The sequence below is a fragment of the Corallococcus sp. bb12-1 genome (assembly GCF_026626765.1).
GTDB lineage: Bacteria > Myxococcota > Myxococcia > Myxococcales > Myxococcaceae > Corallococcus > Corallococcus terminator.
In genome coordinates this window covers 90,680-105,354 of the sequence record NZ_JAPNJZ010000012.1, presented here as the reverse complement: position 1 = coordinate 105,354, position 14,675 = coordinate 90,680, and the positions used below count along the sequence as shown (strand labels likewise).

The following is a 14,675-nucleotide window of genomic DNA, read 5'->3' as shown; positions in this document are numbered from 1 at the left end:
AATGGAGCCCTGAACCAGGATTGAACTGGTGACCTCGTCCTTACCAAGGACGCGCTCTGCCAACTGAGCTATCAGGGCTTGGCGATTCACTACAACGGCTGGAGCGGGAAATGGGATTCGAACCCACGACATTCAGCTTGGAAGGCTGACGCTCTACCAACTGAGCTATTCCCGCATTGCAGAGTGGAGGGAGATGGATTCGAACCATCGAAGGCGTAGAGCCGGCAGATTTACAGTCTGCTCCCTTTGGCCGCTTGGGTATCCCTCCAGATATTCGATTGTGGTGCTGCGGCCGCTTCCTACACACAAACTGCCAAACCGACTTCGTGTCCCGGACCCTACTCCGCGGCCCGTCCTACCTGGCCGGCGGCGGGATTTGAACCCGCGACCTACTGATTACAAATCAGTTGCTCTACCGACTGAGCTACACCGGCATCACTCCAGCAACTGCCCCGCCCTACCTCATCACCGGGCGGACCGTCAACCACCCGGCAGCGACTTGAGAGGCGCGACCTTTTAAAAGTCCCCACTCTCCAAGTCAAGGAGATTGATCCGGGGTCGTCAGCGGGCCGGATGGCCCCGTTGACGGGCGACCTCGTATAGCAGAATCGCGGCGGAAACCGACGCATTCAATGAACCAACCTGACCGCCCATGGGAATCCGGAGGCGGAAGTCGCAGTGCTTGAGGACCCCTTCCCTCACGCCCGCCCCCTCGGCGCCCACGACGAGCGCCAGGGGACCGTCCAGCCGGGCGCTCCACAGGGGCTCGGAACCCTCGATGTCCGCAGCCGCGACCCAGAGGCCCGCTTCCTTCAGCTCTTCCAGGGCGCGGGAGATGTTGGTGACGCGGGCAATGGCGCAGTATTCGACAGCGCCGGCGGAGGCCTTGGCCACCGTGCCCGTCACCTGCACCGCGCGGTCCTTGGCCAGGACGACGCCGTGGGCCCCGAGCGCGTGGGCCGAGCGGATGATGGCCCCCAGGTTGTGCGGATCCTGGATGCCGTCGAGCACGACCACCAGGGGCGGCTGGGAGCGTGCCTTCGCCACGGCGAGCACGTCCTCAAGGTCGACGTACTGGAAGCCCCGGAGCTCGGCGACGACGCCCTGGTGGACGCCGCCCTCCGCCATGGCGTTCAGCCGTTCCTTGCCGACCTTCTCCACCTTGACCCCGGCGTCCCGAGCGCGGCTGAGCAATTCGCCCGCGGCCTTGGCGGCCACCTGCCCGTCGACGAGGAAGATGCGCTCAACTGCGTCGGGATGGGCGCGGAGGGCTTCCAGCGCGGGGTTGATGCCATAGACGTAGCGCGGCGCTTCGGGACTACCGCGCTCGCGATCGCTGCCGGCCTTGGGTGAACGCTCTCGCATGGGGGCTACTGGACCTCGACGGGCAGCGAGAAGGTCTTCTTCTGACGGGCGCAGATCTTCTCCGTGCAGATGAAGAAGGTGAGCGTCGCATCCAGCGTGCCCTTGCCGGCGGAGACCGCCGTGAAGGGGACCTCGAAGCGAGGATCCACGAACTGCTGCCCCTGGGCCTTCTTCGCCACCGACTGCTCGCGGGTCAGCGTCTTCTGCGCGGGGGTCAGCTGAGTGCCCGTGAGCTCCAGCTTCAGGGGGGCCTCGTCGGAGACGTGGGCTCCGGCCTTCGACTTGATGGCGAGCACGAAGGTGCCCTGCCCTCCCGCCTTCACCTGCGTCGACGTGCCCTCGGTGGTCACTTCGTAGAGGGTGGCGGGGTCCACGTCCTGGGCCAGCACCGGGGCGCTGACGAAGGTCAGCAGCAGGGTGGCCAGGTGCGGGAAGCAGCGGGGGTTCAGCATGGGTCGTCTCCTGGAAGGCGGCGCTCGTATACCGGGGCTTGGGACGCGCGGGGAGCCCTTTCTCTTCTAACTCCGAGGCACGCCCACCTTCACGGGAGCCTTGCGCGGTGGCGGAGGCGGCAGCAGCGCCTGGGGCGTCTCCAGCGCGGCGCTCCACACGGGAACCGCCCCGGCCACCAGCGCCTCCGCGCGCAGGATGATGGGGGTAGCCAGGTCCATGCCTGTCGCGGCCTCCATCTCCAGCAGCGCGGGCGAGCTGTTCACTTCAAAGACCTTGGGCTGCCCCTGCACGTCCAGGATGTCCACCGCGGCCACTTCCAGGCCCACCAGCCGGGCGACCTTCTCCGCCGTGGCGCGGTGGCCGGGTGACAGGGCCAGGGCCTCCAGGCGGGCGCCCCGGTTCAGGGTGTGCGAGAGGCGGCCGGGGCGCGGCTTGCGCAGCACCGCCGCGACCGCCTCGCCTCCCACCACCAGCACCCGGACGTCCTGGCCGGTGCTCCGCACGTACTCCTGCATGATGATGTTGTGGCCCAGGCCGAGCACCGCCTCCAGCGCGGCCTCCAGCGACTGGAGGCTCTCGCACACCATCACGCCGTGCTTCTCCTGGCCCTGGAGGAGCTTCACAAGCACCGGCACCCCGCCCACGAGGCCCACCATCTCCTTGAGGTGGGCCGCGTCGCGGGCCATCACCGTGGCCGGGATGTCGATGCCGTGGGCGGACAGGAGCTGGAGCGCGCGCATCTTGTTGCGCGATTGCGCGATGGCCTGGGCATGGTTCACCAGGGGCACGCGCGCCAAGCCGAACTGGTTCACCACCGCGAGCCCGTAGGTGCTGATGGACAGGGCGATGCGCGGGATGACGACGTCGGTGGGTGTCAGCTTCTTGCGGTCGTACAGCAGGGTGGCCCGGCTGCCCCCGTCCAGATGCATCTGCACCCGGAGCGGGTTGAGCACGCGGACCCGGTGTCCCCTCGCGCGACCTGCGTCGACGATCCGCCGCGTGGACGAAATGGAGGCGGAGCGCGAAAGGACAGTGATTTTCATGGCGGAGGCGACCGGCCTGGCGAGGTCCTATAACCCCCGCCATGGCCCGGGTAAAGCCGCCTCCGCCCGCCGCGCTCTAGAGTTCGCGGATGGCGCGCACTTCGACGCTGACAGGCGCTTCCGGACGCGACGCTTCCAGGCGCGCGCAGGCGCTGCCGGTGAACCGCACTCCCGTGTCTACCACCGACCAGGAGTCCGGCCCCCCGAGCGTGCGCTCGCCGTTGATGTAGACGACGATGAGCGAAGGGTCGGACGGCATCTGGCTCGGATCGAGCGGGATGTAGCAGGGCTCGCCGGGCATGAGCCGCTCGCTGATGGCCTTCAGGGCGGACGCCAGTTCCACCTGGTTTCCCGCCTGATAGAAGCCACGGCCGCAGAGCTGGGTGGCCACGTTGCAGGTATCACCCGCGCCGCAGTCGATGTCCGCCCGGCACGTGCGCGCGAAGCCGCCCGCGCCCGCCATCTCATTGAGCACCTGGGGGCCGGCGCCCGCCGACGTCTCCGCGCCGAAGCCGATGACGATGGTGGAGATCTGGCGAGCCTTCAGGGCCTGCACCGCCGCGACCGAGGCGTTCTTGTCCAGGCAGCCCCGCCGATAGTACGGGCTGTCTGGGTCAGTGCACTGAGACGTGGCCACCACGCAGTTGCACTGCTCCGCCTGGCTGCCGCTGTACTCGTTGATCACGTTGCAATTCGGCAAACCGTCGGTCAACAGGATGATGATCTGCGGGCGCTCCGCCGGGTCCGTCGTCAGCAGCGAGCCCGTGAATGCCAGGCTTCCGCTCGTGGGCGTACCTCCGCGGGGGCGGTTCGAGCCGCCGTTGGGAATCGCCTGCAGGATGGCATTGAGGCCCTTCGCGTGGTCCAGCAGTTCCAGGTCCGAATCCAACGTGGTCGGGATCGCGAGGCGAACGCTCCCGCTCCCGGTCGCGCCCTCGCCGGCCGCAGCGCAGGCCTGGGCCACGGAGGGGGAGTCCACCGTGATGGGCGCGGGATACGTCGTCAGGCCGAAGCGGACGAGGCTGCCGCTCTCCGTAAGAAACGGGCCCATGGCGGCCTGCAGATCCGACCAGCGCGTGGGGCACACGGACGTATCGCAAGCAGGCCGGCTCTCGCCGCAGAGGTATTCCTGGCCCTGCTCGTTCCTGCCGTAGCAGACCTTCACGCCGTTCACGGTCAGCTCGGGATCCACCGGCAACGTCATGGAGCCGGAGGTGTCCACCAGCAGCATGACGTCCGGCTTGCTGCCGCGCGCCGTGATGACCGTCTCCTTCGTCGTCTGGGCGATCGCGAGCGGATCCACAGGCTCGAAGTCATACGTTTGACAGCCGGCCATCAGGGCACCACCGACGATGCCGGCCAGCAGTGCGCTCAGGGGGGTCAACTTGGCGCGCATAGGCTTTGGGAATTCCTTCTTGGAGGGGGACCACGAACCACGAGGCGTCAGCGTAACGCGTGAGCGCCCACCGAGGCTACAGCGACTCGCAGCAGGCAGGACCCATTCAGGTGAAGCTGCCAAGTTGCAACGACAGGCGATCCTGCGGGGCCAGGGACCTTCCGGAGTCTGACACCCACATCCATCCGCCAGGCATGTGGCCGACCCGCTCACAGCGAGAGGACGCGCGCACCCTCTGTCAGACGCCAGATGGAGGCGAGCCCCATGACCTCGTCGAGGGTGCCCTGCAACTCCTGGGGCGTCAGGCCGCAGATGCGCACCGTGGTGTCACAGGCCACGAGCTTCGCGCCCAGGGCCCGGGCCTCCTCGAGCATCCGGGCTGGCGTGGGGACGTTGAGCCCTTCCGCCCGGGCCGCCTCCGTGCGCTCGCGCTCGCTGTGGGCGAGGCCGAAGCCGCCCCGGACCAGCTGGCGCAGGGCCTCGAAGGCGAAGACGAAGTAGACGTCGTCCCCCATCGCGGCGGCGGTGATGCCCATGGAGCCGGCCTGGAAGGCGGGCTCGTACGTGGCGTGCTGGAGGAAGAAGAAAACGCGTCCGGCCATGATCCGCGACCTTAGCTGTATCGAGTCCGGACCGGCAGCCGTCGTATAACGGAGACCCCACTCCACCGGGAGTCCCGCATGCCGAGCCCGTCGTCCCGCCCCCGCGGCGTTCGTCCCTCGCTGGCTCCGTCACGTCCCGCCCTGTCGCGTTGGGTGGGCCTGTTCGGCCTCGCCGCGCTCGCTGGCGCGGGGCCCGTGTCCGAAGCGGCGCCGGCTCGCGCGAACGTCCAGGCCGCCCCCGCCACTTCCCTGCCCCAGGTGGCCCCCGTTCCCGGCCCCTTGCGCGACGAAGCCCTGAGGTTGCTCGCGCAGCCTTCGGTGCGAGGGATGGCCTGGAGCCGGCTGGGGCCGGAGGTGGTGCCCGTGCTCGCGGCGCTCACGGAGGATCCGAGCGTCCCCGATGCGCAACGGATGCGGGCCGTGACGGCGCTGTCCCTGGTGGAAGCCCCCCAGGCGGGGCCGACCCTCCAGGCGATGATGGAGGATCCGCAGCGGCCCGCGGACGTCCGCACCCGGGCCGCCGCGGCGCTCGGTCAATGCCTGGGGTTCGAGGCCGTCACCGCGCTGCGGGCCCGGCTGGAGGACCAGGATGTCCGGATTCGCGCGGCGGTGGCCCAGGCGCTCGGCCGGCTGGGAGGTCAACAGGTGCGGGAGGCGCTGGAGGAACGGCTCCCCCGGGAGGAGGTGCCCCAGGTGCGCGAGGCCCTCCAGCAGGGGCTCACACTGGCCGAGCCCTGAAGCCCCCTCCCGGGCGGCTCGCTCGGGACTCGCGTCGGGCGGGGCCTTCCGTTAGATGAGGGGCCATGCGCCCCACCGTCCTCCTTTTCGACATCGATGGCACCCTCGTCACCACTGGTGGCGCGGGGCGTCGCTCCATGGCCCTGGCCTTCGAACGCCTCCACCAGCGCCGCGACGCGTGCGACGGCTTCAGCATGTCCGGGATGACGGACCGGGCCATCGTCCGCATGGGACTGGGAATCATTGGCGTGCCCGTCACCGAGGAGACCATCAGCGCGGTCGTCGACGCGTATGTCGCCCACCTGGCCGAGGAGGTCCCCAAGGTTGATGAGCGCGAATACCGCCTGCACCCCGGCATGCGCGAGGCCGTGTTGGAGGCGCGCTCACGGTCGGGCTTCGCCGTGGGACTGGGCACCGGCAACGTGCGCGCGGGCGCCCGGGTGAAGCTGGAGCGCGTTCGCATCCATGATCAGTTCGCTTTCGGCGGCTTCGGATGCGACTTCGAGGACCGCGTCGCGCTCATCCGGCACGGCGCCCAGGCCGGAGCGGCGCAACTGGGACACCCCCTGGAGGCATGCCGGGTGGTGATCATCGGCGACACGCCAAAGGACGTCGCGGCGGCCAAGGGCATTGGCGCGCAGACGATTGGCGTCGGCACGGGCAACTTCACGCCCCAGGCGCTGCGCGACGCTGGCGCCGAATGGGCCTTCGCGGATTTCTCCGCCCCCGAAGCCATGGAGGCCCTGCTCGTCGGACGGTGAAGGTGTGCTATCTCCGCCGCCCCTCCGAGGAGTCCACGCATGTCGTCCACGCTCGAATCCTATGAGCTGATCCGCTTCGCCGAGGCCTTCGAGGCCCGACTCGCCACGGCGGAGGAGATGGTCGTCGGCAGGCCGGGGCTGGAGGCCGAGAAGCAGTGGCTCGCCTCCGCGCTGGAGCGGCTGCGCGAGGCCCGGGAACCGGCGGGCGGACTGCTCGAACAGGTGAAGGACCTGCCCGAACTCGATGAGGCTCGCGAGGAGTTCTCGTTCGATCAGCAGGGCCGGTGGGTGGATGCGCTGGAGAAGCTGCACGCCGGCATCACCTTCACCGCCAGCAGCCGCGCCCCGGTCATCGAGGCCCTCTTCCCCCACCTCAAGTTCCCGCAGCTCCGGCGGGCCCCCCTTGAGCTGGTGAACGAGTACGCGTCGTCCTACGAGCGCCGGTTCAAGAGTTCCTACGTCACCCGCATCTTCTCCCGCGACGACTTCGCGATGGTCCGCCCCGTCGTGGAGCTGGTGGCTACGACGTTCGCCGCGTGGAACGCGAGCCTGTCCCCTACCCCTCTGCCTCCAGACGAAGAGGCCGCGCTCCGCGAGGCCCTGGTGTCGCTGGGACGGCGACTGGACGTCGCGTTGCGGCAGGGGCGGCTGCTCGCCGAGGCCGCGCTCGTTCCCGTTCCGGGAGTCTTCGAGGCCGCGGGACTCACCCTCAAGCCCCGGAAGCGCGCGGGTCGTTCGCTCGCCCTCTCCGCCGAGGACGGGTTTGATCCGTACGGGGACGACGTGGACTCCGCGCAGGAAGACGCGCTCGACGGGCCGGTGGATGAGACGCCCGTCGAGGACGACCCGGCGGCGGATGGCGAGGATGCCGCGGATCCCCACGCGGATGCGTCCGAGGAGGAGGGCACGGTCGAGGCCGCCCCCCTTCCCCCGGCGAATCGCAAGGGGCGGCGGACCTCCGCCCCCGTGGCCTCCGAGGAGGAGGCTCCTGCTTCCGAGGGGGGCGAGGATGCACTCCCCGCCGCGGAGACTTCCGTTCCGGACTCCGAGGCGGCTCCGATCGAGGTGCGTCCTCGCCGGGGCCGGCCCCCGAAGAATCCGGTGCCTCCCGCCGCACAGGCGGAGGCGGCTCCGGTTCCAGAGCGGGAGGCTTCCGAAGCACCACCGGAGGCCGTTCGCCCCCGCCGCCGCAAGAAGACCGACCCGTCCGAGACAGGGACGCCCTGAAACCCGCCGCGCGGTGAGTGCCCCGCCGTGAAGAGGAACCCGGACATGGCGGACGTCGCCCTCCCTATCGATATCCTCCTGCCCGACATCGTCTCCACGCTCCGGAGCTCGCGGTCGCTCGTGCTGGAAGCACCTCCCGGCGCGGGCAAGACGACGCGCGTTCCCCGGGCCCTCCTGGAGGCCGGCCTGGGTCAGGGGAAGGAGATCGTCGTCCTCCAGCCCCGGCGGCTGCCCACCCGGCTCGCCGCGCAGCGCGTGTCCGAGGAGATTGGCGAGCGCGTGGGCGAGACCGTGGGCTACCAGGTCCGCTTCGAGGACGTGCGCGGACCGAAGACCCGCATGTCCTTCGTCACCGAGGGCGTGCTCGGACGACGGCTGCTGACAGACCCCACCCTGCGCGACGTGGGCATCGTCGTGCTCGACGAGTTCCACGAGCGGCACCTGTCCGCGGACATCTCGCTCGCGCTGTTGCGCAGGCTCCAGGAGACCGCACGGCCCGACCTCAAGCTCGTCGTGATGTCCGCAACCCTGGAGGCGGAGCCCGTGCGCGCCTACCTGGGCGGCGCGCCTTCGCTGCGCTCCGAGGGCCGCCGCTTCGACGTGAGCGTCGAATACCTCTCCGCCCCGGACGAGCGGCACCTGGATCAACAGGTGCTCTCCGCGCTCAAGCGCCTGTTCACCCAGGGCGTCGACGGCGACGTGCTCGTGTTCCTTCCCGGCGCGGGGGAGATCCGCCGTGCACGCGACACCTGCGCGGAGTTCGCCGAACGCCACGACGCCGACGTGCTCCCGCTGCACGGCGACCTGTCCCCCGCCGAGCAGGATCGCGCCGTGCGCCGCAGCTCCCGCCGGAAGATCATCCTGTCCACCAACGTCGCGGAGACCTCCGTCACCATCGACGGCGTCGCGGTCGTCATCGACAGCGGCCTCGCGCGCGTGGCGTCCCACTCCCCCTGGTCCGGACTGCCGCAGCTCAAGCTGGGCAAGGTGAGCCGGGCCTCCGCCACCCAGCGCGCAGGCCGCGCGGGCCGCACGCGCGCGGGCCACTGCGTGCGCCTCTACACCCAGCACGACTTCGACGGACGGCCCGATCAGGAAGCTCCGGAGATCCGCCGCACCGACCTGGCGGAGACCGTGCTGTCGCTGCGCGCCTCGGGCGTGAAGGACCTCGCGGCGTTCCCGTTCTTCGAAGCGCCCCCCGCGCCCGCCATGGAGGCCGCGGAGACGCTGCTGCGCCGGCTGGGCGCCGTGGATGCCCAGGGCAAGGTGACGGACGTGGGCCAGCGGCTCTTGCGCTTCCCCGTCCATCCCCGGCAGGCCCGCGTCATCGTCGAGGGGGAACGCCGGGGCGTCGGCGCCGATGCCGCGCTGCTCGCCGCGCTCATGGGCGAACGGGACATCCGCCGCGAGGCCCGCGCCAACCTGGGCGGCGGAGGTCGCGCGGCAGCCATCGTCAGCGGCCCTTCCGACCTCCTGGAGCTGCTGGAGCGCTTCCGCGAGGCCGGACGTTCGGGCTTCTCCTCCGGCCGCCTGCAGTCGCTCTCCCTGGACGCCGGCGCCGTGCAGTCCGTGGAGCGCGTGCAGAAGCAGCTCCGCCGCAACGTGCGGGAGCAGGGCTCGCGTCCCGGCCGCCCCGAGGACGTGGAGCAGGCCCTGATGCTCAGCGTGCTCGCCGGCTACCCGGACCGCGTGGCCCGCAGACGACGCCCCCGCTCCCCTGAGCTGGTCATGTTCGGCGGCGGCACCACCAGCCTGTCCGAGTTCAGCGTCGTCCAGGACGCGGAGTTGATGGTCGCCGTGGATGCCGAGGAGCGTCCCGGCCGCGGCGCCGTCGTGCGGCTCGCCAGCGCGGTGGAGGCCGAGTGGCTGTTGGACCTCTACCCTGACGCCCTGGAAGAGGTGGACACCCTCCAGTGGAACCCGGAGGCGCGCCGCGTGGAGCGCCTTACCCGGCTGGCGTACGGCAACCTCATGTTGGAGGAGACGCGCACGCCCGCCCCTCCCTCCGAGGCGGCCGCGCGCGTGCTGGCCGAGGCGGCGCTCGCCGCGGGTCCGGAGCGCTTCGCGGAACCCGAGGCGCTGGAGCAGTGGCGTACCCGCGTGGCGCTGCTCGCCAAGGCCTTCCCCGAAGCGGGCTTTCCCGCCGTGGACGCCACCTTCCTGCGCGATGCGCTGGCCTCCCTGTGCGTGGGCGCGCGCAGCTTCTCCGACCTGGAGGGTGTGTCGCTGCTGGACGCGCTCTACACGCGCCTCACGCAGGAGCAGCAACGCCTGCTGGCGAACCATGCCCCCGAGCGCGTCACCCTGCCCGGCGGGCGCGGCGTGAAGGTGCACTACGAGCCGGGCAAGCCGCCCTGGGTGGAGTCACGGCTGCAGGATTTCTTCGGACTGGCCCAGGGCCCCAGCGTGGGCGCGGGCCGCGTGCCGCTGGTGCTGCACCTGCTGGCCCCCAACATGCGCGCCGTGCAGGTAACGACCGACCTGGCGGGTTTCTGGGAGCGGCACTACCCGGCGATCCGCAAGGAGCTGTGCCGCAAGTACCCCCGGCACTCATGGCCGGAGGATCCGCGCCACGCCGAACCGCCCGCGCCCCGTCCTCCGAGGCGCTGAAGCGCACCGCACGGCGGCTACAGCCGCTTGTGCATCTCCAGGTGGTCGATGCCGGCCTCGTCGAAGACGGCGCCCACCGGCTGGTAGCCGTGCTTCTTGTAGAAGTCGAGCGCGTAGAGCTGGGCGTGCAGCATGATGCCGTGCACGTTGCGGCGGCGCGCCTCCTCCTCCAGCGTCGTCAGCAGCAGCGAGCCCACGCGCGACTTGCGGTGCGCCTGGAGCACCGCCATGCGGCCAATCTGGCCCCACGCCCCCGTCTGTCCCGCAGGAGGCTCCGGCAGCTTCACCAGCCGGCCGGTGCCGATGGCGTGCCCGCCCTGGTAGGCGAGCACGTGGTACGCCTGCGCATCCTCGGCGTCGCGCTCGATGCCTTCGGGAACGTGCTGTTCCTCGATGAACACCACCTCGCGGATGGCGAGGGCTTGGAAGAGCTCCGCCTCGCTCTTGATCTGGGCGATGGTGACGGGTGCCGGGGTGGTCTCGGGAGGCGTCGGCATATCGCTGGGCAAGGTACACAAAAGGCCGCGCCACCGACAGGCGGAAAAAGACGCGGCCCCGTGAGAAGTCCCCTCCGGAGGACAAGGCCGACTCCGTCCCGGCACGCCTCCCGCGCGGTCGCTCCGCCCCCTGCCCCCTGGAGGCAGCGCTGAAAGTCACGGAAGCCCCGCCGCATCGGGTCCTCCGGTTGCAATACCTGACGCGTCGGATGGCCTCTCCCACGGTTTCACGCGGAGCATGTGCGGACGCGCTCGGGGGAGGATCGCGCCGGGGAGGGCATGGTAGGGTCAAGCGGATGCGTTCTCGAGCCCTCCTCGCCCTGTCCCTGAGCCTGCTGTCGTCTCCCGCTCTCGCCCAGAAGGAGTTCTTCTTCGGGACGGGTGAGCCGCCCGTGTTCCGCGAAGCGGACATGGACAAGCGCTTCCTCCGTTCGCGCGTGTACCAGGCACTCACCAACGGCACGTCCGACCCGGGCTGCGCCCAGCTGGTGGGCGCGCTGCTCACCGTCGTGGGCGAATCCGCTCCGTTCCTGCACAAGCGCGATGAGAACTTCTTCGTGGATCCGGCGCTGCTCCAGACCGTGAACACGCAGCTGTCCACGCCGCGCTTTCCGGCCAGCATGTTCCTGGTGTCGATGATGCGCCGGGTGCTCATCGACAAGAAGCTGCCGGCGGAGTGGCTGCAGACGGCGGTGGCGCTGGCGCCGTACTACCCGCCGCTCGACGTGGGCAAGCTGCGCTTCGCAGCGGACGGCGTGAAGCCCGTGGACAGCTTCTTCTTCACGCTGCCCGCCATGCTCGAGCGCTACGACGTGGAGGTCCTCAAGGCCAACACCACCGCCGCCAGCGTGGCGGATGCGAAGTTCCGCGACGACTACCTCGATAAGGAAGTGGGCTTCGGGGGCCTGGAGTTCGTCGACGCGAAACTGGAGAAGCCCAAGAAGAAGAAGGGCCGCAATGCCCCGCCTCCGGAGCCGCCCGCGCTCGTGGCCCGGCTCGTCTACTACCTGCCGGATCCCGCCCAGGACGGCATGCTCAGCGGACTGACCTACGGCAAGCCGAAGCTGCGCCCCGCGGTGACCATCACGGCGCGGTTGAAGGATGCGCAGTACATGGACCTGGCGACGCTGCCGAAGGGCACCCGGGTGCTGCTGCGCGGACGCTTCTGGGAGTACCGCAAGGCGCTCAAGGAGCTGGAGGTGCGTGACGCGCTCCTCTTCCAGGACCGCGACTGGACCCAGAACGCCGCGCTGGCGGACCCCGCCGCCGTGGCGGCCTGCCCGCTCGCGTTCAACGACCTGACGGGCACCGCGCCCGTCCAGCCGGGCGGCTTCGGCGGCAAGCGCTGACACGCCGTCCCGCGCACCGCACGCCCATCCCGGAGGCGAACTCCTCCGGGACGCAGCCTTGAAGTCCCGCCCCTCTTGAAGGGGCCGCCCGTCACGGTGGCACGACCGCTGCTGATGCCCGCGCATTCCCTACGCGCGAGGCACGCAATGAAGGTCGAAGGTCCCGACGCCCCTTCCGGACACGAAAAGGTCCCCCCGGAGAAGGAGGCGTTTCAGCAGGTCCTCCAGCAAACGCCCGGACGCGGTGGCTCCCGGGGCCGTCCCGGTCCCGAACCCCGGCCCGGAACGGTTCCCGTGGGGGGACCTCCGAAGTCGTTGGGCTCCCGCCCCACCGTCCCCCCTGGCGCCATGGGCCTGACGGCGCGGGCACCGTCCGGAGCGCCAGGGGTCCGGGCCTCGGCGGCTGTCATCTCCACCGCGCACCGCGCGCTCGGAAGTCCGGAGACGCTCCGCCAGGTCCGTCAGGGCATGCACGTGGAGACGCAGCGGCTGGGCACCGTGCGCCAGGAGGCCCAGGCCGAGGGCCGGGAGCAGGCGCACCACCGGGCCTCGGAGCTGATCGCCCGCGAACTGGATCGCACGTTTCGCGCTGAACCCCGGCCGGCCACGCCCTCCGCATCGACGCCCGCGCGGACACGTGAGGACGGCGGCACTGGAAGCACCCTCCGGACCTCGTCGGCCGAAGGCCGGAGCTTGGCGGCCGGGTCTCCGGACAGCGCCGGTCCGTCCGACTCACCCGTCGCGCAAGTCGAGTCCACGCTGGCCCTCATCGAGAAGATCGAGGTCTTCGTGAAGTCACAGCGGCCGGCGCTGGCCCTGAGCCTGCGCGGTTCGATGGAGGCCACCGTGGAGGTCGAGCGCACCGGGCCGCGCGAGGTGGCGCTGCGCATCCAGGGCCGCCACGGGCCCGTGCCCACGGAGGACGTGACGCGGCTTCGCGACGCACTGGAGGCCCGCGGCCTGCGACTCAGCTTCCTGCGGGCGGAGTGAGCGGGATGCGCGTCGCCACCGGGTGCCACGAATGACGAAGGCCCTCACGCCGTGGGGCGCAAGGGCCGTCACCTGCACGGGCGCACACGAGCAGCGCGGCGCCCTACTTCTTCGCGCCGCCCGCCATGCTCAGCTGGGGGCGCTTGCCCTCCTGCTCCTTGAACTCCTCGGCCTCGGGCAGCGGCGCCTTCTTCTCCGCGATGTTGGGCCACTTGCCGGAGAGGTCCGTGTTGAGCGCCTGGTACTCCTTCCACTTCCCGGGCAGCTCGCTCTCGGGGAAGATCGCCTTGGTCGGACAGACGGGCTCGCAGGCACCGCAGTCGATGCACTCGTCCGGGTGGATCACGAGGAAGTTCTCACCCTCGTAGAAGCAGTTGACCGGGCACACCTCGACACAGTCGGTGTACTTGCACTTGATGCAAGGCTCGGCGACGACGTAAGCCATTTAAAACTCCTCTGTGCGGAATTCCGCGCGTCCGTGGCCGCGCACAGTAGATGGTTGCGGCCGGGGTGGCATCCTGAATTTAGGGCCCTCCCCGACCACTTTCCCCAGTCAGCCCAGCAAGCCCTGCGCTCGCAGCAACTCCGCCACGAGGATGGCGCCCTTGGCGGCGCCGAACTTCGTGTTGTGGGAGACGAGCACGTACTTGAAGCCGTTCTCCAGGACACCATCCTCGCGGATGCGGCCCACCGTGGTGGCCATGCCGCCGTGGGTGTCCCGGTCCATGCGGGGCTGGGGACGGAACGGGTCATCCAGCACCTCGATCCACCGGGGCGGAGCGGACGGCAGGCTGCTCGCCACCTCGGCGCCCTTCCACTCACGCATCGCCAGGGCGACCTCCGCCACGGTGGCCTTCTTGCCGAGCGACACGAAGACGGACTCGGTGTGGCCCTCCAGGACGGCGACGCGGGTGCAGGTGCAGGAGACGCGCACGTCATGCGGGGTGAGCGCCGCGCCCGCAGCGTCCAGCGAGCCGAGGATCTTCTTCGTCTCCACCTCGACCTTGTGCTCCTCCTTGGGGATGTAGGGCACGACGTTGTCGAGGATGTCCAGACCGATGACGCCGGGCGAACGGCCGGCGCCGGACATGGCCTGGAGGCTGGTCATCAGCACCGCCTTCACGCCGAAGCGCTCGGCCAGAGGGGCCAGCGTCACGGCGAGGCCGGTGGTGGTGCAGTTGGGGATGGGGACGATGAAACCCTTCCAGCCGCGCTGCTTGCGCTGCGCCTGGATGAGCGGCGCGTGGGCCGCGTTGATGGGCGGGATGAGCAGCGGCACGTCATCGTCGTAGCGGAAGGCGCTCGCGGCGGAGAACACCGGGATGTCGCGGGCGAGCCGGGGCTCCAGTTCGCGCGCCACGTCCGCCTCCACGGCGGAGAAAGCGATGTCGAAGTCCTTCGCCTGCACCGCGTCGCCGCTGATGACCGTCATCCGGGCGATGGCTTCCGGCAGCGGCTCCGGGACGAACCAGGCCTGCATTCCGTTGGAGGCACGCAGGGCGTCTCCGTAGGATTTTCCGGCGGAACGGGGCGACGCGGCGAGCCCGGTCAGCTCGATGAACGGGTGGTCCTTCAGGGCAGCGATGAACTGCTGGCCCGCGAGTCCGGTGGCGCCAATGAGTACCGCGCGAAGCTTGGCCATCG

The 14,675-nt window shown here is 70.2% G+C and carries 14 protein-coding genes and 4 tRNA genes; 6 read left to right on the top strand and 12 right to left on the bottom strand.

Annotated features, from left to right (window positions below; translation table 11 throughout):
- Positions 1 to 2: 2 nt before the first annotated feature.
- The 9 genes from OV208_RS15930 to OV208_RS15890 all read right to left on the bottom strand — a co-directional run bounded on the left by OV208_RS15930 (position 3) and on the right by OV208_RS15890 (position 4,859).
- Positions 3 to 78 (bottom strand) — tRNA-Thr (locus OV208_RS15930).
- Between the two features lie 21 nt (positions 79 to 99).
- A tRNA-Gly gene (locus OV208_RS15925) sits at positions 100 to 175 on the bottom strand.
- A gap of 9 nt (positions 176 to 184) precedes the next feature.
- Positions 185 to 268 (bottom strand) — tRNA-Tyr (locus OV208_RS15920).
- A gap of 93 nt (positions 269 to 361) precedes the next feature.
- Positions 362 to 434: transfer RNA gene (locus tag OV208_RS15915), tRNA-Thr, on the bottom strand.
- A 127-nt stretch (positions 435 to 561) separates the two neighbouring features.
- Positions 562 to 1,365, bottom strand: a complete 804-nt coding sequence (gene rlmB / locus OV208_RS15910) for a 23S rRNA (guanosine(2251)-2'-O)-methyltransferase RlmB (protein WP_267574688.1) — start codon at positions 1,363 to 1,365, stop codon at positions 562 to 564.
- Between the two features lie 5 nt (positions 1,366 to 1,370).
- Positions 1,371 to 1,817: a hypothetical protein gene (locus OV208_RS15905; protein WP_267574687.1), complete on the bottom strand. Its 447-nt coding sequence runs from the start codon at positions 1,815 to 1,817 to the stop codon at positions 1,371 to 1,373.
- A gap of 66 nt (positions 1,818 to 1,883) precedes the next feature.
- Positions 1,884 to 2,861 (bottom strand): ATP-grasp domain-containing protein, encoded by a 978-nt coding sequence (locus OV208_RS15900; RefSeq protein ID WP_120545537.1) that lies wholly within the window; start codon positions 2,859 to 2,861, stop codon positions 1,884 to 1,886.
- A 76-nt stretch (positions 2,862 to 2,937) separates the two neighbouring features.
- Positions 2,938 to 4,257: an adventurous gliding motility lipoprotein CglB gene (gene cglB, locus OV208_RS15895; protein ID WP_267574686.1), complete on the bottom strand. Its 1,320-nt coding sequence runs from the start codon at positions 4,255 to 4,257 to the stop codon at positions 2,938 to 2,940.
- A 209-nt stretch (positions 4,258 to 4,466) separates the two neighbouring features.
- Positions 4,467 to 4,859: a DsrE family protein gene (locus OV208_RS15890; protein ID WP_267574685.1), complete on the bottom strand. Its 393-nt coding sequence runs from the start codon at positions 4,857 to 4,859 to the stop codon at positions 4,467 to 4,469.
- A gap of 78 nt (positions 4,860 to 4,937) precedes the next feature.
- Between OV208_RS15890 and OV208_RS15885 the strand changes: the two genes are divergently transcribed.
- The 4 genes from OV208_RS15885 (at position 4,938) to hrpB (ending at position 10,195) form a co-directional block, all read left to right on the top strand.
- Positions 4,938 to 5,597, top strand: a complete 660-nt coding sequence (locus OV208_RS15885) for a HEAT repeat domain-containing protein (protein WP_267574684.1) — start codon at positions 4,938 to 4,940, stop codon at positions 5,595 to 5,597.
- 65 nt (positions 5,598 to 5,662) lie between these two features.
- Positions 5,663 to 6,358, top strand: a complete 696-nt coding sequence (locus tag OV208_RS15880) for an HAD family hydrolase (RefSeq protein WP_120544433.1) — start codon at positions 5,663 to 5,665, stop codon at positions 6,356 to 6,358.
- A gap of 39 nt (positions 6,359 to 6,397) precedes the next feature.
- Positions 6,398 to 7,585, top strand: a complete 1,188-nt coding sequence (locus OV208_RS15875) for a hypothetical protein (RefSeq protein ID WP_267574683.1) — start codon at positions 6,398 to 6,400, stop codon at positions 7,583 to 7,585.
- Between the two features lie 45 nt (positions 7,586 to 7,630).
- Complete coding sequence (gene hrpB / locus OV208_RS15870) at positions 7,631 to 10,195, top strand: ATP-dependent helicase HrpB (RefSeq protein ID WP_267574682.1); 2,565 nt, start codon at positions 7,631 to 7,633, stop codon at positions 10,193 to 10,195.
- 17 nt (positions 10,196 to 10,212) lie between these two features.
- Here hrpB and OV208_RS15865 read toward each other — a convergent pair whose 3' ends face one another.
- Complete coding sequence (locus OV208_RS15865; protein WP_267574681.1) at positions 10,213 to 10,692, bottom strand: GNAT family N-acetyltransferase; 480 nt, start codon at positions 10,690 to 10,692, stop codon at positions 10,213 to 10,215.
- A gap of 296 nt (positions 10,693 to 10,988) precedes the next feature.
- Between OV208_RS15865 and OV208_RS15860 the strand changes: the two genes are divergently transcribed.
- Entirely contained in the window at positions 10,989 to 12,041 is a 1,053-nt protein-coding gene (locus OV208_RS15860; RefSeq protein WP_120544429.1) for a hypothetical protein, read from the top strand.
- Positions 12,042 to 12,335: 294 nt separating this feature from the next.
- On the top strand, positions 12,336 to 13,031 hold the full coding sequence (locus tag OV208_RS15855; RefSeq protein WP_267574680.1) for a hypothetical protein: 696 nt from the start codon (positions 12,336 to 12,338) through the stop codon (positions 13,029 to 13,031).
- A gap of 103 nt (positions 13,032 to 13,134) precedes the next feature.
- Here the strand turns inward: OV208_RS15855 and fdxA are convergent, their stop codons facing one another.
- Both fdxA and asd read right to left on the bottom strand, forming a co-directional pair.
- Positions 13,135 to 13,476 (bottom strand): ferredoxin FdxA, encoded by a 342-nt coding sequence (fdxA, locus tag OV208_RS15850; RefSeq protein ID WP_267574679.1) that lies wholly within the window; start codon positions 13,474 to 13,476, stop codon positions 13,135 to 13,137.
- Positions 13,477 to 13,584: 108 nt separating this feature from the next.
- Positions 13,585 to 14,673, bottom strand: a complete 1,089-nt coding sequence (asd, locus tag OV208_RS15845) for an aspartate-semialdehyde dehydrogenase (RefSeq protein ID WP_267574678.1) — start codon at positions 14,671 to 14,673, stop codon at positions 13,585 to 13,587.
- Positions 14,674 to 14,675 lie beyond the last annotated feature (2 nt).